The 20,400-nt window shown below is 67.4% G+C and carries 23 protein-coding genes; 9 read left to right on the top strand and 14 right to left on the bottom strand.

The window, feature by feature from the left end; all coding sequences use genetic code 11:
* Positions 1-39: 39 nt before the first annotated feature.
* Genes bcp through priS form a run of 3 tightly spaced genes read right to left on the bottom strand, consistent with a single transcriptional unit; the run spans position 40 to position 2,669 of the window.
* Positions 40-498, bottom strand: coding sequence for a thioredoxin-dependent thiol peroxidase (gene bcp / locus C438_RS10870; protein WP_004969429.1), 459 nt, complete (start codon positions 496-498; stop codon positions 40-42).
* 36 nt (positions 499-534) lie between these two features.
* Positions 535-1,515 carry a DNA replication complex subunit Gins51 gene (locus tag C438_RS10875; RefSeq protein ID WP_004969430.1) on the bottom strand — a complete coding sequence of 327 codons (981 nt, stop codon included), beginning with the start codon at positions 1,513-1,515 and terminating at the stop codon, positions 535-537.
* Positions 1,512-2,669: a DNA primase small subunit PriS gene (gene priS, locus C438_RS10880; protein WP_004969431.1), complete on the bottom strand. Its 1,158-nt coding sequence runs from the start codon at positions 2,667-2,669 to the stop codon at positions 1,512-1,514. The genes C438_RS10875 and priS overlap by 4 nt, the downstream gene beginning before the upstream one ends.
* Positions 2,670-2,794: 125 nt before the next feature.
* Here priS and C438_RS10885 point away from each other — a divergent pair, with 125 nt between their 5' ends.
* The 8 genes from C438_RS10885 to C438_RS10920 all read left to right on the top strand — a co-directional run bounded on the left by C438_RS10885 (position 2,795) and on the right by C438_RS10920 (position 11,100).
* Entirely contained in the window at positions 2,795-3,772 is a 978-nt protein-coding gene (locus C438_RS10885; protein ID WP_004969432.1) for an aldo/keto reductase, read from the top strand.
* 155 nt (positions 3,773-3,927) lie between these two features.
* A complete protein-coding gene (locus C438_RS10890; protein WP_152421766.1) occupies positions 3,928-5,475 on the top strand; it encodes a substrate-binding domain-containing protein in 1,548 nt (515 codons plus the stop codon).
* Positions 5,476-5,601: 126 nt separating this feature from the next.
* Positions 5,602-6,549: a carbohydrate ABC transporter permease gene (locus tag C438_RS10895; protein ID WP_004969434.1), complete on the top strand. Its 948-nt coding sequence runs from the start codon at positions 5,602-5,604 to the stop codon at positions 6,547-6,549.
* Position 6,550: 1 nt separating this feature from the next.
* Positions 6,551-7,510, top strand: coding sequence for a carbohydrate ABC transporter permease (locus C438_RS10900; RefSeq protein WP_004969435.1), 960 nt, complete (start codon positions 6,551-6,553; stop codon positions 7,508-7,510).
* A 2-nt stretch (positions 7,511-7,512) separates the two neighbouring features.
* On the top strand, positions 7,513-8,700 hold the full coding sequence (locus tag C438_RS10905) for an ABC transporter ATP-binding protein (protein WP_004969436.1): 1,188 nt from the start codon (positions 7,513-7,515) through the stop codon (positions 8,698-8,700).
* A 101-nt stretch (positions 8,701-8,801) separates the two neighbouring features.
* A complete protein-coding gene (locus C438_RS10910) occupies positions 8,802-9,005 on the top strand; it encodes a hypothetical protein (RefSeq protein WP_004969437.1) in 204 nt (67 codons plus the stop codon).
* Between the two features lie 154 nt (positions 9,006-9,159).
* Positions 9,160-10,260 (top strand): Gfo/Idh/MocA family protein, encoded by a 1,101-nt coding sequence (locus C438_RS10915; RefSeq protein WP_004969438.1) that lies wholly within the window; start codon positions 9,160-9,162, stop codon positions 10,258-10,260.
* A 39-nt stretch (positions 10,261-10,299) separates the two neighbouring features.
* Entirely contained in the window at positions 10,300-11,100 is an 801-nt protein-coding gene (locus tag C438_RS10920) for a hypothetical protein (protein WP_004969439.1), read from the top strand.
* Between the two features lie 60 nt (positions 11,101-11,160).
* Here C438_RS10920 and trmB read toward each other — a convergent pair whose 3' ends face one another.
* Together trmB and C438_RS10930 are read right to left on the bottom strand one after the other, a co-directional pair.
* On the bottom strand, positions 11,161-12,222 hold the full coding sequence (gene trmB, locus C438_RS10925) for an HTH-type sugar sensing transcriptional regulator TrmB (protein ID WP_004969440.1): 1,062 nt from the start codon (positions 12,220-12,222) through the stop codon (positions 11,161-11,163).
* A gap of 129 nt (positions 12,223-12,351) precedes the next feature.
* Positions 12,352-13,092 carry a proteasome assembly chaperone family protein gene (locus C438_RS10930; protein ID WP_004969442.1) on the bottom strand — a complete coding sequence of 247 codons (741 nt, stop codon included), beginning with the start codon at positions 13,090-13,092 and terminating at the stop codon, positions 12,352-12,354.
* 92 nt (positions 13,093-13,184) lie between these two features.
* Here C438_RS10930 and C438_RS10935 point away from each other — a divergent pair, with 92 nt between their 5' ends.
* Positions 13,185-14,387, top strand: coding sequence for a mechanosensitive ion channel family protein (locus C438_RS10935; protein ID WP_004969443.1), 1,203 nt, complete (start codon positions 13,185-13,187; stop codon positions 14,385-14,387).
* An 85-nt stretch (positions 14,388-14,472) separates the two neighbouring features.
* On the opposite strand, the gene C438_RS10940 is transcribed toward C438_RS10935, so the two are convergent.
* The 9 genes from C438_RS10940 to C438_RS10980 all read right to left on the bottom strand — a co-directional run bounded on the left by C438_RS10940 (position 14,473) and on the right by C438_RS10980 (position 20,272).
* On the bottom strand, positions 14,473-14,880 hold the full coding sequence (locus tag C438_RS10940; RefSeq protein WP_004969444.1) for a universal stress protein: 408 nt from the start codon (positions 14,878-14,880) through the stop codon (positions 14,473-14,475).
* 103 nt (positions 14,881-14,983) lie between these two features.
* Complete coding sequence (locus C438_RS10945) at positions 14,984-16,363, bottom strand: bifunctional metallophosphatase/5'-nucleotidase (RefSeq protein WP_004969445.1); 1,380 nt, start codon at positions 16,361-16,363, stop codon at positions 14,984-14,986.
* 118 nt (positions 16,364-16,481) lie between these two features.
* Positions 16,482-16,694, bottom strand: coding sequence for a dodecin (locus C438_RS10950; protein ID WP_004969446.1), 213 nt, complete (start codon positions 16,692-16,694; stop codon positions 16,482-16,484).
* Positions 16,695-16,822: 128 nt separating this feature from the next.
* Complete coding sequence (locus C438_RS10955) at positions 16,823-17,629, bottom strand: helix-turn-helix transcriptional regulator (protein WP_004969447.1); 807 nt, start codon at positions 17,627-17,629, stop codon at positions 16,823-16,825.
* A gap of 101 nt (positions 17,630-17,730) precedes the next feature.
* Complete coding sequence (locus C438_RS10960; protein WP_004969448.1) at positions 17,731-18,390, bottom strand: hypothetical protein; 660 nt, start codon at positions 18,388-18,390, stop codon at positions 17,731-17,733.
* Positions 18,387-19,130 (bottom strand): hypothetical protein, encoded by a 744-nt coding sequence (locus C438_RS10965; RefSeq protein WP_004969449.1) that lies wholly within the window; start codon positions 19,128-19,130, stop codon positions 18,387-18,389. The genes C438_RS10960 and C438_RS10965 overlap by 4 nt, the downstream gene beginning before the upstream one ends.
* A gap of 56 nt (positions 19,131-19,186) precedes the next feature.
* Entirely contained in the window at positions 19,187-19,531 is a 345-nt protein-coding gene (locus C438_RS10970) for a DUF7116 family protein (protein ID WP_004974708.1), read from the bottom strand.
* A gap of 87 nt (positions 19,532-19,618) precedes the next feature.
* Positions 19,619-19,867: a DUF5816 domain-containing protein gene (locus tag C438_RS10975; protein ID WP_004969450.1), complete on the bottom strand. Its 249-nt coding sequence runs from the start codon at positions 19,865-19,867 to the stop codon at positions 19,619-19,621.
* Positions 19,868-19,906: 39 nt separating this feature from the next.
* Positions 19,907-20,272, bottom strand: coding sequence for a HesB/IscA family protein (locus tag C438_RS10980; protein WP_004062279.1), 366 nt, complete (start codon positions 20,270-20,272; stop codon positions 19,907-19,909).
* Between the last annotated feature and the right edge of the window lie 128 nt (positions 20,273-20,400).

The following is a 20,400-nucleotide window of genomic DNA, read 5'->3' on the forward strand; positions in this document are numbered from 1 at the left end:
AGTTGGGCGCGAGGGGGCACAGAGTGGCCGGCCGGCCGCTCAGCCGTCGAGGTCGGCGAGGATTTCGTCGGCGTGGCCGTCGGGCGAGACGCCCTCGTAGACCCGTTCGATGGTTCCGTCGGGGCCGACGAGGTAGGAGTTGCGGAAGACGCCGTCGAACGTCTTGCCGAACATGTTCTTTTCGCCGTAGGAGTCGTACGCCGAGGAGACGCTCCCGTCTTCGTCCGACAGGAGCGTGAACGGGAGGTCGTACTTCTCGGCGAACGAATCGAGGTCCGAGACGGGGTCGTCGCTGATGCCGAGGACCGTCGCGTCGCGTTCCTCGAACTCGTCCCACGAGTCGCGGAAACCGCAGGCCTCGGTGGTACAGCCCGGCGTGTCGGCGCGCGGGTAGAAGTAGACCACGACGTGCTCGCCGCGGAAGTCGGACAGCGAGACGAGGTCGCCGTGCTGGTCGGGCAGTTCGAAGTCGGGGGCGTCGTCGCCGGGTTCGAGCATAGCCACCAGTTCAGGCGGCGGGGAGAAGGGTCTTTCTCAGTCGAGTCGCTCGGCCGCGCCGCGCTCGACCAGCGGGTCGGCGTTCGCCGCCGGGAGCGTCACCACGTCCTCGGTGGCGAGGTCGTACTCGCGCTCGTCGACGCCGAGGATGGTCCCCACGTCGGCGGTGATGCGCACCGTCTCGCGCTCGTCGGCGAGGCCGGAAAGCGGGTCGTCGTCGGACGGTTCCACCGCGTCGGCGTCCGCCGTCGATGGGGCCGCGGTCTCCGAGTCGGGTTCGTCCGGCGGAATCGCGGGGTCGGAGTCCGTCGGAGTGGAACCCACGGACTCGGAATCGGCGGAGACCGCGGCGGCCTCAGTGGCCGGTCGGTCGGCCCCCGTCTGCGTCGCCGACTGCGCGTCCGAGGCGTCGTCGCCGCTCCCGCCGCCCATCGCGTCAGCGAGCACGTCGCCCGCGGCCGAGTCGGCGGTGGCGGCCTCGGGGGCGCTGGCGTCGGTTCCGGTTCCGGTCGGCGCGGTTTCCGGGTCGGGTTCGTCCGGCGGAATCGCGGGACCGGAATCGCCGGGCGCGTCCGGTTCCGCGGTCGTCACGTCGGTCGCCGACACGGCGTCGCGCGGGGAGTCGGCGGCCGACACGTCTTCGAGCGCGGACAGCACCGTCCCGCGGTTCTCCTCGATGCGGTCGACGAGATCGTCGAACAGCCGCTTTTCCTCGTGGGTCAGCCCGTCCGTCTCGGAGGACATCCCCGCGGCCGCGAAGCTCGCGGCCTTGACGACCTTGCCGACCCGGCGCTCGTAGATGGAGGTGACGACCTCCTCCGCGGTCTCGATTTCGTCCGTGAGCCGCCGAATCTCCGGCGAGTAGTGGGTGCCGAGCTGTTCGGCCTTCTCCTCGCGTTTCGCCTTCTGCTCGGCGATGAACTCCGCGACGTCCTCGTAGAACGACTCGCGGAGGTGCTGTAGGCTGTCTTTCTGTCGCTCCGTCCGAAGCACGCTCCTGAGGTCGTCTACGTTCATTCTGTCACCTTCTCGGCTCGACCGCGAGTCATGAGAAACACGCCGAGGCTCTCGTCTACCGACTGCACGCCGGAGTCGAGTGTAAAGCTATCGCCGTCGAACTCGACTTCGCCGGGGTCGGTCACTCTCACGGCGATGTCGCGGCCGCGGAAGCGGTCCGGGACCGCGTCGGACAGGGGGTCGAAGTCGTCGATTTCGTCGCGGTCGAGCGGTTCGACGACGAGTCCAGACCCGCCGTGGAGGCTCTTTGGGAGCCGAATCAGTCGCTTCGTGTCGGTCGTCACCGGTTCGTCTATCGGCGAGGTCTCGTCTTCCACGGTCTCGTGGGCGAGCGCCTCGACCAGCGTCCGGACGCCGGGGCCGCCGGCCTCGACGTTGCCCTCGCGGACGGCGTCGGGGTTGTTGCGGAACGCGCCGAGAATCGTCTTCGCGCGCCCGTCGCCGATGCCGTCGAGTTCCTTCAGCCGCGAGAGCGCGGCGTCCTCTTCCATCTCCAACAGCGCGTCCACGAACCCGAGGAGTCGCTCGTGGGTTCGCCGCCCCCATCCGCCTTCGGTCCGGAGGACGCGCTGGGTCGTCGTCCCGTGCTGTCGCGTCTCGATGAGCGCGTCGAAGTCGAGGTCGATGGCGCGGATGTAGTCGACCACCTCGCGGCGGGCCTCGCTGTCGAGGCCGCGGACCGACTCGTCGCGCACGTGGACGTGATAGCCGCGGCCGCCGGAGAACACCGCCTGCGTCTCCTCGAAGGCGAAGTCGTCTTCGAGGAGGGAAAGCAGGTCAAGCAGGGCCTCCTTCCCGGCGTCGAGCATGTCGGCGTACCCCGTCGTCTCGGGGTCGACGCCGGGGAGATGGTCCGCGTCGATGTCGAACACGAGGTCGGCCTCGCGCCAGCCCTTGTCGTCCATCGAGCCCGCGCCGGGGTCCGAAAAGCGGGCCGACGAGAAGTAGACGTGCCGGGGCGCGCTCCGGGCGAGGTAGTCCGAGAGGTCGCCGAGGTCGAGAAGCGACTGGTGGCGGTGCATCCGCGTGCCGCCGGCCGACCACGGGATGACGCCCCACTCTCGCTCGCCCGGGGCGGGCGGGAGCGGAACGTCGGTGCTCCGGTAGTAATCGCCGAAGCGACCTTCGAGGTACTCGCGAGTGCGCCCGTCCATACACCTCGGGTTCCGGAGGCGCGGGTAAAGCGATTACGTCTCCGCGCGTCCGTGGTCGTTTCTCTCACCGCCGAGACGTGCGTATGCTTATCATTGTCGTTCGTGTACGAACCGGTGTGACCGACATGGAGTACACCTATCTCGGCGACACCGGCCTCGAAGTCTCGCGGCTCTGTCTGGGCTGTATGAACTTCGGCTCCAGCGCGGAGTGGATGATGAACGACAGGCAGGCGAGCCTCGACCTCCTCGACAGCGCGCTCGACGAGGGTATCAACTTCCTCGACACGGCGAACGCCTACTCCCGCGGGGAGTCGGAGGAAATCGTCGGCGAGGCCATCGCCGACCGCGACCGCGACGAACTCGCCATCGCGACGAAAGTCTACTTCCCGATGGGCGACGGGCCGAACAAATCGGGGCTCTCGCGCAAGCATATCATCGACCAGGCGCACGCGAGCCTCGACCGCCTCGGCACCGACTACATCGACCTCTACCAGATTCACCGCTGGGACGACGGCGTCCCAATCGAGGAGACGCTGTCGGCGCTCGACTACCTCGTCGAGGAAGGACTCGTCAGGTACGTCGGCGCGTCCACGATGACCTCGTATCAGTTCACGCGGGCGCTGTACACCGCCGACGTGGAGAACCTCGAACGCTTCGCCTGCATGCAACCGGAGTACAACGCGGTCGACCGCCACGAGGAGGCGAACCTGCTTCCGGTCTGCGAGGGCGAGGGCGTCGGCGTCATCCCGTGGTCGCCGCTCGCGGGCGGCTTCCTCACGGGCAAGTACGAGCGCGACGCCGAAGTGCCCGCGGACACGCGCGCGAACTCGGACGAGTACACGTCGGGCCGCTTCACCGACGAGAACTGGGCCGTCCTCGACGCGATTCGGTCGCTGGCCGAGGAGAAAGACGCCACGCCCGCGCAGGTGTCGCTCGCGTGGCTCCTCCACAAGCCCGTCGTGGACGCCCCTATCATCGGGCCGCGCCGGCTCGACCACCTCGAAGAGAACGTCAGCGCGCTCGACGTGGACCTGAGCGACGACGATATCGAGCGAATCGAGGCACCGAAGTCGCCGACGTGGCCCGCGCCGGGCAAGGACTAAGGGTCCGGCGACCTATTCTTCATAGACGATAGTTACAGACTTGGGGGCGATTGAATTTCGGAACCGGGTGATTAGTATCATGTAGTTTACTACAACAGCGGTAGTGGCCAGCACCAAAACTATAAATAATCACTAATTGTAGTGTACAAACTGTAATGGTTGATGCTGACTCACGCAAGGGCAAGCGTACTGGCGTCTCTCGACGCAGTTTTGTGAAGGCGGCCGGCGCATCGGGCGTCGCCGTCGGGTTGGCCGGATGCATTAGCACCGGCGGCGGCGACAACGGCGGCGGTAACGGCGGCACGGACGCCGACACCGACACGCCGATTAACACCGAAGAGTCCACCGAGGACATCACGCTTCAGTGGGCCGCCGACACCCGCGTCGCGGAGGCGGAAGCGGAAGTCGTGCAGGCGCTTCGGGACGCGGGCCTCCCGGAGAACATCGATATCGACATCCTCGCCGGCTCGCAGGTGACCGACAACAGACAGGCGCAGTATCAGCAGTGGCTCTCCGGCGGTCGCTCGGAGCCGACACTGCTCATGATGGACAGCGGGTGGACGATTCCCTTCATCGCCCGCAACCAACTGCAGAACCTCTCGCAGTCGCTCCCCTCGGAGCTGACGTCGACCATCCAAGAGGAGTACTTCGAGGCCAGCGTCTCGACGGCGACGGGGCCGAACGGCGACCTCTACGGTCAGCCGCTGTTCCCCGACTTCCCGACGGTCCAGTACCGAAAGGACCTGCTCCGCAACGCGGGCTACACCGACGAGGACTTCTCGACGTGGGCGACCGAGTCGATGTCGTGGGAGGACTTTTCGCGCGTCACGCGGGAGGCGCTCGACGCCAACCCCGACATCGAGAACGGCTTCACGTTCCAGGCGAACGTCTACGAGGGCCTGTCGTGCTGTGACTTCAACGAGTTCATGACCTCGTACGGCGGCGCGTACTTCGGCGGCCGCGAGAACCTGTTCGGCCCCATCGGTGACCGCCCCATCACCGTCGAAGAGGAGCCGGTCATCAACGCGATTCGGATGGTTCGGACGCTCATCCACGGCGAGGACGACGAGTACGCCCTCGACGGCATCACCGGCGGTATCTCGCCCGAGGCGGTCCTCCAGTGGACCGAAGACCCGTCCCGACAGCCCTTCACGACCGGCAACGCGGTCATGCACCGCAACTGGCCGTACTCCATCGTCATCAACGGGGCGGAGCCCTCGGAGGAGAACGACCAGACCGGCTTCGGCGAGGACCTCGGCGTCATGCCGATTCCGTACGGCGTCACCGCCGACGAGGCCCAGTACGAGGGCACCGGCGGCCCCGTCGCCGCCCTCGGCGGCTGGCACATGACGATGAACCCGAACTCCTCGGACGCACAGAAGCAGGCCGCGGTGCAGGTGCTTCGGACGATGCAGACCGAGCAGTTCCAGCTCGACATGTTCCGCATCATCGGCTGGATTCCGCCGCGCCCGTCGCTCCTCGAATCCGACCAGGCCGCCGAGGTGCCCATCATCGGCCGCTACCTCGACGCCCTGAAGGTCGCCGGCGAGAACGCGATTCCGCGCCCGGTCACCGTCGTCTGGCCCCAGCAGTCCGGCCGCATCTCACAGGAGGTCAACGCCGCGTTCGCCCAGGAGAAATCCCCCGAAGACGCGATGTCCGACCTCGCATCACAGCTCGAACAGATCGAGCAGAACGCGTAGAGCAACGTCTTTACCGAGACGTAACAAACATACACGTTATCATTTGACATGGCTACCGAACAACAATCAGGGGAGACATTTTCCGACACCCAGCGGAGCGGTCCGTACGCCTCGGCCGTCAACTGGATGGAGTCGCTTTCCGAGACGCAGTTCGCGTACCTGCTTTTGACGCCCGCGCTCGTCCTCTTGGGGGTAATCGCCGTCTACCCGCTGGTGTCGACGTTCAGCATGTCGCTGTTCGCCGACCAGCTGACGGGGAGCGCGCGGCTCGGCGAGTTCGTCGGACTGCAGAACTACGTGGACCTGTTCACCGGCGCGCGCAACTACGCGCTCCCGTCGCAGTTCCTCCCGACGTTCTCCTCGGAGTTCCCCTTCGTCACGAACATCTACGCCAGCGCGCTCGCGGTGACGCTCATCTTCACCGTCTTCAGCGTGCTGTTCGAAACGCTCATCGGCTTCGGTCAGGCGCTCATCTTAGACCAGGACTTCCGCGGGCGGCGGTGGGTCCGCGTCGCCATCATCATCCCGTGGGCCGTGCCCATCGTCATTCAGGGGATGATTTGGTACCTGATGTTCCAACCGAACATCGGCTTCCTCGTCGGGACGAGCCAGAATCCGGCGCTGTTGAACCAACTCGGACTCATCGGCACGACGCCGCTTCGGAACACCGCCGACGCGCTGTTCCTCATCATCGTGGCCGACGTGTGGAAGACCTCGGCGTTCATGGCGCTTCTCATCCTCGCGGGGATGCAGAGCATCGACCGGTCTTTGTACGACGTGGCGAAGGTCGCCGGCGCGTCGCGCTGGCAACAGTTCAAGCTCATCACCTTCCCGCTCATCCTGCCGACGGTGCTCGTGGCGATGCTGTTCCGCACCATCGACGCGATGCGCGTCTACGGCATCATCCAGACGATGGCCGGCTGTCAGACGGTCCCGTCGCTTTCGTGTCTCGTCGTCACGACGTTCAACACGCCGCTGTACGGGACCTCGGCGACCGTGGCGTTCGTCACCGCCGGCATCATCGCCGTCGTGGTCTCGGTGTACATCGTGAACTTCGCCAGTGAGGGTCTCTGAGATGTCCAGCGAAACCCCGGGAGCCGGCCTCGGCTCCGACGACGACGACATGGAACGCGGGCCGCTCGGCCGTTGGGTCGACTCGGCCATCAAGAACCCCGACAGGGTCTACCGCGCGATGTTCTACGTGGCGATGCTGTTCTTCCTCGTCACGACGCTGTTCCCGTTCTACTGGCTTCTCGTGCTCGCGCTCACGCCGAACAACCTCATCGCCAACATGGGGCTCGTGCCGAAGGGGTTCAACCCCGAGGTGTTCGTCGCGATGTTCGAGCGGGTGCCGTTCCACCTGTACATGTTCAACAGCTTCGTGCTGGGCATCACGACCACCGTGCTCGTGTTGCTCATCGCCAGCCTCGCGGGGTACGTCTTCGGCCGCCTTCGCTTCCCCGGCAAGGGCGTGCTGATGCTCGGCATCCTCGCCATCAGCTACTTCCCGCCGGCGGCGTTCCTCATCCCGCTTTTCGAGCTGTTCACCGGGAACACGGCGATTAGCATCGGGATGGTGACGATATCGACGCCGGACCTGTTCAACACGCCGGCACCGATGGTGTTCCCGTTCAGCGCGCTGTTCCTGCCGCTGTCGATATTCATCCTCACGACCTTCTACGGGCAGATTCCCGACGGGTTGGAGGACGCGGCGCGGGTGGAGGGAACGACCCGACTTGGCGCGCTGTTCCGCGTCATCGTGCCGCTTTCGGCACCCGGCGTGGCGACCGCGGGCGTGCTCACGTTCATCAGCGTCTACAACGAGTTCTTCTTCTCGTTCCTGATGAACAACGGCGAGGCCGACTCGTGGGCCCCCATCGTCGCGGGTATCCTGAAGTATCAGGGGCAGTTCGACACCCCGTACAACCTGATGGCCGCCGCCTCCATCGTGGGGGTCTTACCCGTGGCTATCCTTGTCATCATCGCGCAGGAACGCATCGTGAGTGGACTGACCGCAGGAGCGCTGAAGGAGTAATCATGGGAGACGTAACACTCGAACACGTAAGCAAGCACTACGACGACGTAACGGCGGTCGACGACATGAACCTCGACATCGACGACGGAGAATTCATCTGTCTCGTCGGTCCGTCGGGGTGCGGCAAGTCGACGACCATGGAGATGATAGCGGGCCTCACCATCCCCTCGGAGGGGAAGGTGTTCATCGGCGACCGCGAGGTGACGAACCTCCCGCCGAAGGACCGCGGGGTGGCGATGGTGTTCCAGAACATCGCGCTGTTCCCCCACATGGACGTCTACGACAACATCTCCTTCGGCCTCCGCCTCCGCAACTACGACAAGGAGGAAATCGAGCGCCGCGTCGAGCGCGCCGCCGAAATCGTCCAGTTGCAGGGGATGCTCGAACGCATGCCCGACGAGATGTCCGGCGGCCAGCGACAGCGCGTCGCCATCGCCCGCGCCATCGTCCGCAACCCCGGCGTCTTCCTGATGGACGAGCCGCTGGCGAACCTCGACGCGAAGCTCCGGGTCCACATGCGGACCGAACTCCAGCGCCTGCACAAGGAACTGGACACGACCATCATCTACGTCACCCACGACCAGGCGGAGGCGATGACGATGTCCGACCGCATCGCGGTCATCGACTCCGGCCAACTCCAGCAGATAGACCCGCCGCTCGTCTGTTACAACGAGCCCGCGAACCTGTTCGTCGCCGGCTTCATCGGCTCGCCCTCGATGAACTTCCTCGACGGCGAAGTCACCGAAAACGGCTTCGTCTCGACCAACATCGACGTGGAGTTCGACCCCGCCGACCTCGGCGTCGAGCCGGGGGCGGACGTCACGATGGGCATCCGCCCCGAAGACGTGTACCTCGTCGGCGACGAGGCGCTCGTGTCGAACCCCAGCCGCCGCATCGACGCCGTCACGGACGTGCTCGAACCGATGGGCGACGAGATATTCGTCTACCTGAAGCTCGCGGAGACGACCGAGACGGACCTCGAAGACACCAGCGGCGTCGCCAACGACCAACTGCTGATGAGCGTCGCCCCCGACACCGACATCGAGGAAGACGAGGACGTGACGGTCCTGCTCGACCGCTCGCGCGTCCACCTCTTCGACACGGAGACGGGCGAGGCCATCAGCCACGGCATCGAGACGACCGTCCAGACGAGCGGCGCGCCCGGCACGGAAGCCGAAAGCGACGACTGACGCGGCCGTACCGCGGCCCGCGTCGGCTCGTCCTCCCTCGCCAGCGCGCGACTCGAACAGCCCGCACAACGCTTATCGGAGCCACACCACATCACACACCAATGGTCAACGAACTCGGCCTGTTCTACCTCGGCGGGATGACCGTCCTGTTTTTCTTCTGGGCCTACGGCATCGTCTCGTTCCTGCTCGACCTGAAGAACAAGTTCATCCCGAAGGGCAAGCAGTACCTCCGCGGACGGCGTCGGCTCAAGGAAGAACAGCGCCGCGAGGAAGAACGCAAGGAGCGAGAAGAACAGCTCTACTGACTCGGTTTCGACCCGTGTTCCCCGCCGCATCCGGTTTCGCCGCGCGCCGCTCGCCACGTCGAGAACGCGACCTGAACGGCGTCTCGCGGTCGATTCCGCCAATTTAGCCCAAAGAACGTGAAACTTAACACCACCTGTAGTTAATCATCGAATCATGAGTACGGAATCATCGGTCCGAGTCGGCATCGTCGGACTCGGAAACATCGGACACCACCACGCAGACCGCCTCGTCGACCTCGGCGCGACCCTCGTCGGCGGCCTCGACATACAGGCGGACGCCCGTCGCCGCTTCGCGGAGAAGTACGACGTGAACACCTACGAGGAGAAGTCGGAACTGTTCGCGGAGGTCGATGCGGTCATCATCACCACGCCGAACCGCTTCCACGAGGAGTACGCCGTCGCCGCGCTCGACGCGGGCCTCGACGTCCTGCTCGAAAAGCCGCTCGCACACTCGCTCGAATCGGCCGAGCGAATCGCCGCGGCGGCCGAGGCGGCCGACGGCTTCTGCATGGTCGGCTTCAACAACCGCTTTGCCAACCCCGTCGAGGTCGTCCGCCACCACTACGAAGAGGGCCGCTTCGGCGACGTCACCCACGTCGAGGCCAACTACGTCCGCCGCCGCGGCATCCCCGGCCGCGGGTCGTGGTTCACCTCCAAGGAAATCGCGGGCGGCGGGTCGCTCATCGACATCGGCGTCCACGCCATCGACCTCGCGCTCTACTTCCTCGACTTCCCCGAGGTCGTCGAGGTCTCCGGCGTCACCCGCTCGGAGTTCGGCGACCGCGACGACTACACCTTCGTCGAGATGTGGGGCGAGGACGTGGGCCCGGAGGCCTTCGACGTGGACGACTCCGCGAGCGCCTTCATCCGCACCGACGAGGGCACGACCATCTCCCTCGAAGTCGCGTGGGCGACGAACCGCCCGACCAACGACGAGTTCTTCCTCCGCGGCACCGAGGGCGGCGTGCGCTTCGACCGCGCGAGCCACGACCTCCAGTTCTACGAGGACGGCGTCGGCGGCGGCAACCACCTCTCGACGACGGACGTGGAGACCCAGGACAACGACACCCACAAGACCGAACAGGCGGCGTTCCTCGCGGCCGTCGCCGAGGGCGAACACCCCGGCCGCAACACGGTCGAACAGGGCCTCGCCGTCCAGCGCGTCATCGACGCCATCTACCGCTCGTCGGAGACCGGCGAGGCGGTCCGCCTCGACGCGGCCGAGACCGAGACCGAGACGCCCCCGGCGAACTGACCACCGCGAACGCACACCCCAAGCCCCACGTCTCACACCATGTCCGTCATCGACTCACTCAGGCGCCCGGAACACACCGGCGAGAACCGCTGTCTCCCGTGTACCGCCGTCAACGTCGCCATCGTCGTCGCCGTCGGCCTCGCGGTCAGCGTGCTCTCGCCGGTCGCCGGTCTCGCCGTCCTCGTCGGCGGCGCGCTCTCGGTGTACCTCCGGGGCTACGTCGTCCCCGGAACGCCCTCGTTCGCGCCGCGGTTGGTCGCGGCGGTCGGCCTCGCCGGCGTCTTCGACCACGGCGGCGAGGGGTCGGCTCCCGACCGGCGCTCGGAATCGCTCGACGCCGACGTCGACCCCGACGCGATGCTGTCGGCGCTCCTGAACGCGGGCGTCCTCGTCGAAGAAGCAGACGGGCTGTTCCTCGCCGACGACGCCCGCGAGGAGTGGGAGTCGACGATGGCGACGCTCCGGAAGACCACAGACGAGGAACTCGCCGAGGCCGTCGCCAACGCGGTCCCGTTCGAGGCGGCGGTCGACGCCGAGTTCGGCGGCATCTCGCTCGACGGCCCCTCGATGTCCGTGTGGATTTCGCGGCCGCAGGCCATCGCGGACGTGGCGACCCTCTACACGGTCGTCGAGCGCGGCGTCGACCCGATGGTCGCGCTCGCGGCCACGGAGCCGATGCGGATGTTCGTCGAGGTCTGTCCGGACTGCGGCGGCGCAGTCGAGGAGACGACGACGCGCAACTGCTGTGGCGGCACCGCGGGGCTGTACGACTCGCCGGAACACGAGGTGCTCGGCTGTGCGGACTGCGGCGCGGTCGTCTACGAGTTCCCCGACGAGTAGCCGTCGCTGGCGGGGCACGGCCGAGCGGAAAAGACGAGCGCGGAAACTGACGACGCGGCTTCAGACGATTTCGTCGCGGTTCGGAACCTCGTCGCGGCCGAGCAGAATCTCCTGTCCTTCCACGTCTTCGAGCGCGGCGACCAGCCCGCCGACCTCGACGACGCCCTCCTCGGTATCGATGTGGAGCGACGCGACCTCCTCCGTGTCCTCGAAGGCCGTCTCGATGACGCGTCCCTCGACCACGATGGGGTCGCCCGTCTCGATGTCGCGGCCGGAGACGGAGGCGTAGAAGTCGCCGTCTATCTCGCGGATGTCCTTGACGGCCCGGCGGATAGAGGCGTAGCGGCGGGGGAACGGCCGGCGCTTGCCGTTGGCGACGATGGTCTCGGCGGTGCTCCAGAGGACGGTCCCGAAGAAGCCGCTGACGAGGAAGCCGAGCGCGGAGCGGTTGAAGATGACGCCGTAGCGGTCGCGGTCGTCGCGGAGGGCGTCCTGCGTCGCGTAGATGGAGTACTCGCCGTCGGCGACCGCGAGGACGGGCGAGGTGATGCCGCGGCGGGCGCGGGCGATGGTCGCCACGTCGAGGTAGTTGAACTCCTCGGGGTCGGGCGCGCGGGAGGCGGGCGTGACGAGCAGGTCGATGCTGACGCCGCTGTCGATGGCCGCCGCGAGGTCGTCGCGGAAGCGACGGAGCAGGTCGGGCGTCAGCGAGAGCACGAGTTCGTACTCGGCGGCCTCGATGATTTCCTCGATGTAGCGGAGGATGGTCGACCGCGACTTGACGAGCGAGACGGCCTCGGTGTCGCGGGCGGGGGCGGTGTAGCGCGCCTCCAGTTCCTCGATGAGCTCCTCAAGCGAGGTCTTGACGTTCGCGAAGGCGTCGTCGGGGTCGACGGCGACGATTTTCATCGGGCGCGACTCGCGGAGCTCGACGAGGCCGCGGTCCGACAGGCTCCGGACCGTGTCGTACACCCGCGGCTGGGGGATGCTGGTTCGGTCGGCGATTTCGCTCGCCGTCAACTGTCCGTGTTCGAGGACGGCCAGATACGCGTCTATCTCGTACTCGCCGAGGTTGAAGCGCTCACCGACTCGCTCCATGGTGAGCCGCAGTTCGTCAGCCATAGTCGTGACGTGTACGGCATCACCTAAATCATTTACTGAAATCCGAGTAGCACGAAATTCCGAAAACAAGTGGCACAACAGACAGCAGGCCGTCGGTCGACCGTCGCGGGACGGCGGACGGGTCGGCACTCACATGTACATCCGGTCTTCCGGGAGGTCGGCCTCGCTGTCGTGGAGTCGCTCTGCGAGTTCGGCGTAGTACTGCTGGACCTCGGCCGCGAATGACTCCAGCGGCGAGGAGTCGACGCCGAGGTCGTACACCTCGTTGGCGGCGTCGACGAGGCGGATGGCCGCCTCCACGTCGGGGACCTGCGCGTGGACGGGCGTGACGTAGACGCCGACGCCGAGGGGCGAGCCGATGCCGCGTTCGACGAGCGCCGCGTTGGTGCCGTCGAAGAACCCCCGTCCCATCGGCGTGATGTCGCTGTCGGCGAGTCGCGCCTCGCGGTAGTCGTCGGTGGCGATGTAGAACACGCGGTGTTCGTCGGGGCCGTGGGCCATCGGAATCCCCGAGAGGACGGCGAGCTCCTCGACCTGATTTCGTTCGGTCCAGTCGAGGATGGCGTTTCCGAACTGCGTGCCGTGGACCGAGGGGACGAACAGTTCGCCGACGAGCACGGTCACGTCGAGGTCCTCGCGGGAGAACAGCCGCGTGTGGTGTCGGGGGCGACCGTCCTCGAAGGGCGTCACCGCCGGGAGCCCCTCGACGGTGAGGTGGCCGGTCTGTTCGAGGCCGAGGTGGTCGACGATGAAGTCGACGGCGGTGAGTCCGGCGAGTCCGAACGACGAGAAGCCGCAGAGGAGCGCTCGGCTCGGGGCGGTGTCGTGTGTAATCCGGAAGTCGGGACGGGTGGGCGTCGCGTTGGCCATACTAACACTGCGACGCCCCGACACTTAGCCGTTCACCGCGCGCGAATCCCGCAGTAACAACCCTTTTTTCGCCGCTCCCCGTTGCGGGTTCCATGCACGGAGTCGAGGGGGTCGCCGACGCGTCGGCCGCAGTAGGCGGGGCGCTGACCGCTGTGAGCCACCTCGCGGTCGCCCCGCTCCAGTCCACGGCGCTCACGCCGCCGACGTTCGTGCCGGAGTACCTCCTGTTCCCGGGGTGGCGAATCATCGTCGCCCTCGTCATCGCCGCCCTGTCGGTCGGGCTCTCGAAGTACGTCGTCCGCCTGCTCGGTCGTCCGGTCGCCCGGCAGTTCCGCCGTCAGAGCGTCGCCCAGACCGTGCTTCGAATCGTTCGCCTCGCCATCGTCCTCGTCGGCGTCGGCGTCGGGGCGAACGTCCTCGGCCTCGAACTCGGCGACATCGTCCTCTCGGTGACGGTGTTTTCGGCGGTGCTCGGTATCGTCCTCGCGCCCATCGTCGGGAGCATCATCAACGGGGTGTTCGTCCTCTCGGACCAGCCGTTCGAAATCGGCGACATGATAGAGCTCGACGACGGCACGAAGGGCTTCATCGACGAGATAACCCTGAGCTACACGAAGATATTCACCCTCGACAACACCTTTCTCGTGATGTCGAACTCGAACATCCGCGACCGCGACGTCATCAACTACTCCGCCGAGGACGAGCGGACTCGCCTGTCGCTCGACGTGCTCGTCACCTACGAGTCCGACATCGACGCCGCCCGCGACCTCGTCGAGCGCGCCGCCCGCGACTGCGATTCGGTGGTCGAAGGCGGCCCCGACATCCGCATCGGGAGCGCCCGCTACCCGGCGAAGCCGACCGCCTACATCAACTCCTACGCCGACAACGGCGTCCTCCTGCGGCTCCGCTACTGGGCGCTGAAACCGTACAAAATCGGCCGCATCCAGTCGGAGGTCCAGACGCGGCTCTGGACGCTCGTCGAGGAGTCCGAGGCGACCGTCGAGTTCGCCTACCCGCACACCCACCTCGTCTTCGACGAGACCAGCGGGAGCCTCCACGTCACCAGCGACGAGGCCGCGAACCGGCGTCACGCCACCGCGTCGCCGGCCCCGGGAGCGCCCGTCCAGTCGGTCTCTGACGGAGAGGGCGCTGAAGCCCCGGTCGATGCGACCGACACGACCGCTCCAACCGCCCCGGCCGACACGACCGACGCGACCGACTCGACGGATACCCCGAGTTCGGCGGACGCGGAGCCAACAGACAACGATTCGACAGACGCCGCCGGCGGCGACTGACCGGGAAGCGCCCGAGACGGTCGGCACTGGGGCGGCGTCGAAAACGGAACACCGAACCCGAACCCGAGAGCCGAGCGTCGCCGGCTCAGTCGTCCGCGCGGACGGTGATGACCGTGCAGTCGAGCTTTTCTCGGAGGAACACGTCGATGTCGGGGTCGTCGAGGAACCGCCGGAGCATCCGCCGCCAGCGGCTGGCCTGTTTCGACCCGATGACGACGATGTCGGCCTCCTCGGCGGCGACCTCTTCGAGAATCGTCTCCTCGACGAGGAAGCCCCGGCGGACGACGTAGCGCGCGCGGACGAGCGGGCCGAACTCGGCTTCGACCGCCCGCTTGAGTTCGGTCCGCGTCACGCCGCGGTTCGACTGGTAGAGGTCGACGTGGAGGACCGTCAGCTCGGCGTCGCGCTCTCTCGCGACGCGCACGGCCTCGTCGAGCGTCGCCCGGGAGTGCTTCGAGAGGGGATACCGAACCGGGACCACGACCCGTGTCATACTCCGAAGCCACTCGCCGGGCGTGCGTGAACCTTTCCCTCTCGGACGGCTTCGCCGGCGGCCGCGTCGTCGTTGCCCCCGTTTCTCCCTTCCCCTCGCCGCCTCAGTCGTCGGCGCGGCTGGCCGACCGGCGCTCGATGCGGCCCTCGACGGCGGCGTCGAAGCCGACCTCGCGGGCGTAGCGCGCCAGCGCGTCGTGTTGAATCTCGAACTCGCCGACGCGGTGGGCCTGCGTGATGGCCGGGAACTCCTGCGTGCTGTGGAGCAGGTAGTCGCTCGTGGCGACGGTGTAGCGCGCTTCGGGGTCGATCGGCTCGCCGCCGACGAACGCCTCGACGACCTCGTCGCGGTCGTCGTCCCAGACGATGCGCGCGCCGCTGACGTGGGCGTGCCACCAGTCGGATTCGCCGAAGCCCATCTCGGCCCCGCGGGCGGCCCCGAACGCCGCCAGGAGCTCCGTGCCGGTCACCTCGGCGACGACGAGGTGCTCCTCGAAGGGGACGAGGCTCACGAGGTCGGCGTGGGTCACGTCGGGGCCGACGGGCGGGCCGGAGCGGATGCCGCCGCTGTTCTGGAGTCCCACGTCCGCGCCGGTCGCCCAGCGGTAGGCGTCGGCGATGGCGTTGCCGACGCGGCACTCGCCGGCCGCGACGGTCTCCTCGGCGCGGTCCATCGGGCGGTCGATGCGGCAGAGCACCTCGTCGAGCCCGGCGGCGTCGACGCGGCCCTCAAGCGCCGCGACGAGTTCCGCGTCAGGGCGGTACTCGGCGGTCCGGTGGCGGACCGTCTCGATTCGGTCGGCGGCGACGCGGACCTCCCAGACGACGTGGCCGTTCGCGCCGGGGCGAACGATCGGCACGCCGTCGACCGCGTCGTCGCGCTCGGCGTGGACGTGACCGCCGAGGACGAGGTCCACGTCGCACCGGGCGACGAGTTCGTCGTCGCCGCTCCCGAGGTGCGAGAGCGCCACGACGAGGTCCGCGCCGTCGGCCCTGAGCGCGTCGGCGGCGTCCGACGCGGCCGCGTAGGGGTCGGCGAAGTCGAGGTCGGTCGCCTCGGGATTGATGGAGCCGGTCGCGGGGTCGGTGACGCCGAAGAACCCGAGCGTCAGGCCGTCTATCTCGCGGGTCGTCCGCGGGACGCTCCCCTCGGCGGCGGCGAACCGACCGCCGCCCTCGCCGCGGACGTTGCTCGTGACCCACGTCGGCCGGCTCGCGGCGACGAGTTCCCGGGTCCGGCTCGACCCGTAGTCGAAGTCGTGGTTGCCGAACGTTTCGAGGTCGGCGTCCACGGCGTCGTAGAAGTCGAGCGCCTGCCCGCCGCGCTCGACGAGCGAGAGGACGCCCGGCGCGGTGTTGTCGCCGGTGCCGACCACGAGGGTGTCGTCGCCGTCGAGAGCGCGGACACAGCCCGCGAGACGGCCGGCGCGCTCGGTGTCGTCGAAGACGTTCTCGATGTCGGAGTAGTGGAGGAGCCGAGGCATTCGCTTCTCGAATGTGGCGGCGCGGGCGGATAAGAAGCCGTCGGGACGGCCCGCGGGCGGGCGAGACGGCGCGGAACCGGCGCGGCCGCCATCGCCTCGACGCGGGCGAGTTACGCCTCTACTCGCCGTCTTTCCCTTCGAGTTCGAACGCGACTTCGACCTCGGCTTGGTACTCCCGCGTCTCGACGGACGCGAGTTCGACGCCGAGTTCTTTCACTTCGACCCAGTGGACGCCAGCGAGCGTCTCCTCCGCGCGGTTAATCGCGTCGTCGACGGCGGCGTCGAAACTCTCTGCACTCCGACCGACGAGGGTGATTTTCTTGAACACCATCTCGTCGGACCCTTCGTCTTACTATCACAAATAATCGTCCCCGACTCGGCGACGAGGCGGTCGGGGCGGTTGGAGTGGTTGGAGCGGACGAGACGGTCGGAGCGACCCCCGGCGCGTCGTCGCGGGACTCACTCGTCGGGACGGTACGGGCGCGCGGTCTCGGCCCGCGCCGCGACGAGCGTCCGCCCCCACGCCACGGCCGAGGGGTCGTAGCTCACGACCAGCGCCTCGGGGCCGCCCATGTGGTCGTAGACGACGAGCGTGACCGAGGCCGTCGTCGGGCGGTTCATCACCACGACGCCGAACTCCGGTTCGTCGTCGACCGCGGACACGCGGACGCCGGCGTCGACTATGGCGTCGAGGCCGTCGGGATAACGGTTCGAGAGCCAGTCGAGCGACTCCGCAGAGAGCACGAGCGTGGCGCCGTCCCCGAGCCGCATGAACTGTTCGCGCACCTCGGGCCAGCTACTGAACAGAAACGGGCCGTTGAAGCCGATGACCTCCGTCACCTCGCCGAGGTCGAAATCTATCGAGACCCGCCGTTCCATCGACGTGAGGTCGCCCGTACAGACGACCGCGTCGCGGAACAGCGAGGGCGGCGGATTGACCGACTCGGGGAGGCGGTCGAGCACCGGTCCCGCGTCGAGCACGTTCGCCATGGCCCGGAGCGCCTCGTCGTGCGTCTCCAGCGCGACTCGCCCCGCCGTCGTGGCGGCGAACCCGCCGTCCGACCGTTCGACCAGACCGAGGTCGACGAGCCGCTCGACGGCGCGGTCGACGGTGGACCGAGAGACAGAGAGCGCGCGGACCAGTTCGGCTTTCGATAGCGGCTCCGACGAGAGCGCCTGAAGAATCTGACTGCGGCGACCGACCGCCTCGAACGCGTCGGCGGCGTCCTCGTCGTCTTCGTCCCCGTCGCCGACCCAACTCGACATCGGTATGAACGTCTCAGTCCGTGTACAAATGTATATCGGGACTCGGCGAGATTCGGCTACGGTCGGCTGATTGGGTCGGAGTGTCGTTCGCCCCAGTCGTGTCAGCGAGCTTCTCTTTCGAGCCGGCGCTCCAACGCGCCGACCACGTCGGAGAGGTGTGCGGTGCCCCAGACGGCGACGATGACCCCGCCGACGGCGTCGAACACGAGGTCGAGAAGCGTGTCGTCGAGGCCGTACTGCGTCAGCACCGACCCGGTGCCGGCGAGCGAGGCCGCCCCGGAGATGGCGAACTCGATGACCTCCCAGAAGACGCCGAACGCGAGGACGAAAAGCAGGATGAAGACGAACATGAACCGCGGCGGCAGGTAGATGTCCGCCGTGTGCTCGTCGACCGCGCGGACGGTCGCGTAGCCTGCCGCCGCGACGACCGACGACGACAGCGCGTGGGTGAGATGGTCCCACCACCAGACGCCCGAGTAGAAGCTCGTCTCCGACCCCGGGAGGCCGACCGTGCCGAGCGCGTGGAGGAACGCCGCCGAGGAAATCCAGAGCGTCAGCCCGGCGTCCATCGGGATGCGGTAGTCGCGTTCGAGCATCGCCGGGAGGTAGGTCACGCCGAGACCGACCAGCGCGTTGACGACGATACCGAAGTTCCCGCGGTCGAGACCGATGAAGACGAGGCCGACGAGGACCACCTGCATCGCCCGCGAGAGCTGGGACTGCCGTCGCTCGTCGATGCGGAAGTACGAGCGAATCCTCACGACGACTCACCGCCTTCCGACGCGCGGGCGTCCCCGTCCGCCTCCGCCGCGTCCGACGGCCCGGCTGTCTCTGCCGCCTCCGCCTCCTCGGCTATCTCCGCCACCTCCTCCGGGAGCCGCTCGCGCGAGCCGGCCCGGCGGCGGAAGTAGTACTCGAACAGCAACCCGGCCGCGAGGCCGGCGACGGTGGCGGCGACGAAGTCCCACATCAGCCCGGTCTCGATGACCTCGTCGGGGCGGCCGTTCAACAGCAGGCGCGTGCCGAGGTAGAGGTCCGAGAGCCACTGGACGACCGCCCAGACGCCCGCGGCGGCCATCGTGGCGATGACGACGAAGAAGACGGCGAAGGAGTGGTTCATCCGGACCGGCGTGAACACGTCGAGTTCGACGGCGACGATGAGCGCGATGGCGGCCACCGCGAGATACGTCGAGACGCGGCCGGTAAAGGTCACGCCGCCGATGGTCTGGCCCCGAACGAGGACGCGAGCGACGAGCGGGAGCGACGCGAGCGCGACGACTTCCCACGGGAGCATCGCTCGCGGCTCGCGGAAGGCGACGGCCGGAACGACGGTGACCGCGGCGACGACGGCCGCGAAGCCGCCCCAGACGAGGTCGCCGCCGGTGACGACGCTCCCGACGGCGACGGCGACGAGGAAGCCGACGAACAGCCACGCGAGCGCCGCGTTGAGCCGTCTGCTCCGGACGAATCGCGCCAGCTCCGTCTCTGCGGCCTGCGACATGCTCGTCCGTTAGCGACGGGTTGAGAAAACGTTTGGGCGAAGACGCCCCGTTTCGATTACGTGTTCGTGCCGTGAACGACCTCGTAGTCGTTCCCACCACCGTTCGACACGCCGATGATTGCCCACTCGTATGGAAGGTCGATACCGCGAAGCCGCTCTCGAAGCGCGCTGATGTGGTCGTCCCACGTCACGAAACAGCGGAACCGATACGGTGTCTCGGTTCCGCCGTCTGCGAGCACCGGACGGCATTCGGTCGCTTCGCGCGAACTCAGTGCGGTCACGTGGACCGTACGCCACTTGCGTTCGGCCAGCATATCGGTTCCGTCCCCCGAGACGGAGTAGCCGAGCCGGCCGAATATCGACCGAGCCTCCTGAACCGGAGGCATCGAAGCCTGGGCCATGCACGTCTACGTACACCCGCACTCCTGATAAAGATTGTCACGGTATACCATACCACTAATTGACGAACGTCGCGCCGAGACCCCCGACTACTCGTGAGCGGCGTCCCACTCCTCGGGTTTGCGGACGTTCCCGCAGTTGTTGCACTCGATGCGGGCCATCGTGTCCATCGCGGTGTCGAACGAGTCGCAGTTCCCGCAGAGGTAGCCCCATCGGTTCTCGGCGTCCTCGGTCGAATAGACGACGTAGAACGGTCCCTTCGAGCCGCGTTCGGCCTCGTCGGTGGCGACGAAGACGGTCTTACCGCTCGATACGGTCTGGGTCTGAAGTTCGGCCATGCCACCGATTCGCGCGCGGGTGGCTTAAGAAATTGGTCCCTACGTCCGGAACGACTCGCCGCACCCGCAACTGCTCTCGGCGTTCGGGTTGTTGACGTGGAAGCCCGCGCCCTGCAGGCCGCCCTCGAAGTCGAGGGTGGAGCCGCCGATGTAGTTCATGCTCGCCGGGTCGACGAACACGCGGAGGCCGTGCTGTTCGACGACCGTGTCGTCGTCTTCCGGTTCGTTGTCGAAGCGCATCCCGTAGGACAGCCCGGCGCAACCGCCCTGCTGGACGAACAGCCGGAGTCCGGCCACGTCGGTGTCCATCGACTCGCCTTCGAGGAGGGAGACGGCCTCGTCCGCGGCCGCGGGCGTGACCGTCACCGCCACATCGCCGCCGCCACTCGCGGATTCCGTGCTCATACGCCCCACTATACTGTGGGAACGGATAACTGTGGCGCAGGCGGAACTTCGCGCGCCGCCCCGGTAGGGTGCGACTACCGGGCGAAAAACGGGGAGAGACGGCTCGAACGGGCCGTTTCGCCCGACTC

This window comes from Haloferax denitrificans ATCC 35960, from assembly GCF_000337795.1.
Classification (GTDB): Archaea; Halobacteriota; Halobacteria; order Halobacteriales; family Haloferacaceae; genus Haloferax; species Haloferax denitrificans.

Excerpts from the sequence above, each read along its gene's own strand:
- C438_RS10940 (WP_004969444.1), bottom strand. The coding sequence starts at position 14,880 with ATGACACGGGTCGTGGTCCCGGTTCGGTATCCCCTCTCGAAGCACTCC.
- C438_RS10930 (WP_004969442.1), bottom strand. The coding sequence starts at position 13,092 with ATGGCCAACGCGACGCCCACCCGTCCCGACTTCCGGATTACACACGAC.
- C438_RS10895 (WP_004969434.1), top strand. The coding sequence starts at position 5,602 with ATGGAGTCGCTTTCCGAGACGCAGTTCGCGTACCTGCTTTTGACGCCC.
- C438_RS10965 (WP_004969449.1), bottom strand. The coding sequence starts at position 19,130 with ATGTCGCAGGCCGCAGAGACGGAGCTGGCGCGATTCGTCCGGAGCAGA.
- C438_RS10945 (WP_004969445.1), bottom strand. The coding sequence starts at position 16,363 with ATGCCTCGGCTCCTCCACTACTCCGACATCGAGAACGTCTTCGACGAC.
- C438_RS10950 (WP_004969446.1), bottom strand. The coding sequence starts at position 16,694 with ATGGTGTTCAAGAAAATCACCCTCGTCGGTCGGAGTGCAGAGAGTTTC.
- C438_RS10980 (WP_004062279.1), bottom strand. The coding sequence starts at position 20,272 with ATGAGCACGGAATCCGCGAGTGGCGGCGGCGATGTGGCGGTGACGGTC.
- C438_RS10955 (WP_004969447.1), bottom strand. The coding sequence starts at position 17,629 with ATGTCGAGTTGGGTCGGCGACGGGGACGAAGACGACGAGGACGCCGCC.
- trmB (WP_004969440.1), bottom strand. The coding sequence starts at position 12,222 with ATGGCTGACGAACTGCGGCTCACCATGGAGCGAGTCGGTGAGCGCTTC.
- C438_RS10890 (WP_152421766.1), top strand. The coding sequence starts at position 3,928 with ATGGTTGATGCTGACTCACGCAAGGGCAAGCGTACTGGCGTCTCTCGA.
- C438_RS10885 (WP_004969432.1), top strand. The coding sequence starts at position 2,795 with ATGGAGTACACCTATCTCGGCGACACCGGCCTCGAAGTCTCGCGGCTC.
- C438_RS10970 (WP_004974708.1), bottom strand. The coding sequence starts at position 19,531 with ATGGCCCAGGCTTCGATGCCTCCGGTTCAGGAGGCTCGGTCGATATTC.
- priS (WP_004969431.1), bottom strand. The coding sequence starts at position 2,669 with ATGGACGGGCGCACTCGCGAGTACCTCGAAGGTCGCTTCGGCGATTAC.
- C438_RS10875 (WP_004969430.1), bottom strand. The coding sequence starts at position 1,515 with ATGAACGTAGACGACCTCAGGAGCGTGCTTCGGACGGAGCGACAGAAA.
- bcp (WP_004969429.1), bottom strand. The coding sequence starts at position 498 with ATGCTCGAACCCGGCGACGACGCCCCCGACTTCGAACTGCCCGACCAG.
- C438_RS10900 (WP_004969435.1), top strand. The coding sequence starts at position 6,551 with ATGTCCAGCGAAACCCCGGGAGCCGGCCTCGGCTCCGACGACGACGAC.
- C438_RS10905 (WP_004969436.1), top strand. The coding sequence starts at position 7,513 with ATGGGAGACGTAACACTCGAACACGTAAGCAAGCACTACGACGACGTA.
- C438_RS10920 (WP_004969439.1), top strand. The coding sequence starts at position 10,300 with ATGTCCGTCATCGACTCACTCAGGCGCCCGGAACACACCGGCGAGAAC.
- C438_RS10935 (WP_004969443.1), top strand. The coding sequence starts at position 13,185 with ATGCACGGAGTCGAGGGGGTCGCCGACGCGTCGGCCGCAGTAGGCGGG.
- C438_RS10915 (WP_004969438.1), top strand. The coding sequence starts at position 9,160 with ATGAGTACGGAATCATCGGTCCGAGTCGGCATCGTCGGACTCGGAAAC.
- C438_RS10975 (WP_004969450.1), bottom strand. The coding sequence starts at position 19,867 with ATGGCCGAACTTCAGACCCAGACCGTATCGAGCGGTAAGACCGTCTTC.
- C438_RS10910 (WP_004969437.1), top strand. The coding sequence starts at position 8,802 with ATGGTCAACGAACTCGGCCTGTTCTACCTCGGCGGGATGACCGTCCTG.